This window comes from Streptomyces sp. NPDC005963, assembly GCF_040638655.1.
GTDB lineage: Bacteria > Actinomycetota > Actinomycetes > Streptomycetales > Streptomycetaceae > Streptomyces.
The window spans coordinates 1-1,477 of the sequence record NZ_JBEXVD010000089.1 but is presented as its reverse complement, the minus strand read 5'-3'; the positions used below and the strand labels follow the sequence as shown (position 1 = coordinate 1,477).

Here is a 1,477-nt window from a genome sequence, read left to right as displayed (position 1 = left end):
CCGGCGCTCATCACATCGCCGAAGATGTAGACGAAGAGGAGGAGCAGCATGATCGGGGCGAGGAGGAGGTTGAGGGTTCCGGAGGGGTAGCGCCGGGCGTGCAGCAGATTGCGGCGCAGCATCGTGCTTGAGTCGCGGACGGCGAGGGCGAGGCTGCTCATCGGACGTTCTCCTTGGCGTGGCGGGACGGGTTGGGGACGTTGGTCTTGTCGGTGAGGGCGAAGAAGACGTCGTCGAGGTCAGGGGTGTGGACGGTGAGTTCGTCGGCCTCGATGTCGAGGGCGTCGAGGTGGTCGAGGATGGAGCGCAGTTCGCGTTGGGTGCCGTCGCTGGGGATGTTGAGGGCGAGTGCTTCGTCGTCAGGGGCGGCTTCGGTCAGTGCGGAGGCGGCGGCGCGGTAGGCGGCCGGGTTGGTGAAGCGGAGGCGGATGTGTCCGCCGGGGACGATGCGCTTGAGTTCTTCGGCGGTGCCTTCCGCAGCGATCTTGCCGTCGTTCAGGACGGCGATCCGGTCGGCGAGCTCGTCGGCCTCCTCCAGGTACTGCGTGGTGAGGAAGACGGTGACGCCGCCGGAGACCAGTCCGCGGATGATCTGCCACATGTTGTGGCGGGAGCGGGGGTCGAGTCCGGTGGTCGGCTCGTCGAGGAAGATGATCCGCGGGTTGCCGACGAGGGTCATGGCGATGTCCAGGCGGCGCTTCATGCCGCCGGAGTAGGTGGAGGCCGGCTTCTTCGCGGCGTCGACCAGGTCGAACCGCTCCAGGAGTTCGGCGGTCACCCGGCGACCCTCGTGGCGGGGCAGGTGGTGCAGGTCGGCCATCAGGAGCATGTTCTCCTCACCGGTGATCAGTCCGTCCACTGCGGAGAACTGACCCGTGACCCCGATCGCGGCACGCACCGACGACGCTGCCACGGCGATGTCGTGGCCCGCGACCTGCGCCTGGCCACCGTCGGCGCCGATGAGGGTGGAGAGGATCTTCACGGCGGTGGTCTTTCCGGCACCGTTCGGCCCCAGCAGCGCGAACACCGACCCGACCGGGATGTGCAGATTGATCCCGTCGAGCACGGTCTTGTCACCGTACGACTTGCGCAACCCCGACGCGGAGATGGCGGCCGACGACGCGCGAACATCGCTCTTCACAGATGTGGGCATGACAGATGAAGGCATAGGGCCCTCCCGATCGAAGGCTGAAGTTACTGGGGGGAGATGGTGTGAGCACGACCCCTTCCGAGGGGTCGTGCGCGGCGGAAGTCATTCCTCTCGGCGCGTCGAATCCACGCCGTGCGGCCACACGCGACTTCTCGCTCCGCGTTCTACGGGAGCCTCAAGGCCCCACGCGCAGATCGTCGTTCAGACGGTCGAGCGCGAGGTCATCAGGCCCCGCCGGTGGTGTGGGTGAGGGTGTTGGTGAGTTGTTTGCGTGCGCGGTCGGGGATGTAGCTGCCTTGTGCGTAGTTGTGGGCGAAGGTGTCGGCG

At 67.0% G+C, this 1,477-nt stretch carries 1 protein-coding gene and 1 pseudogene; both read right to left on the bottom strand.

Annotated features, from left to right (window positions below):
* A pseudogene (locus tag ABZ348_RS34680) lies at positions 1 to 161 on the bottom strand (ABC transporter permease); the annotation flags it as partial.
* Entirely contained in the window at positions 158 to 1,153 is a 996-nt protein-coding gene (locus ABZ348_RS34675) for an ATP-binding cassette domain-containing protein (RefSeq protein ID WP_358940002.1), read from the bottom strand. The pseudogene ABZ348_RS34680 and the gene ABZ348_RS34675, both read right to left, overlap by 4 nt.
* Between the last annotated feature and the right edge of the window lie 324 nt (positions 1,154 to 1,477).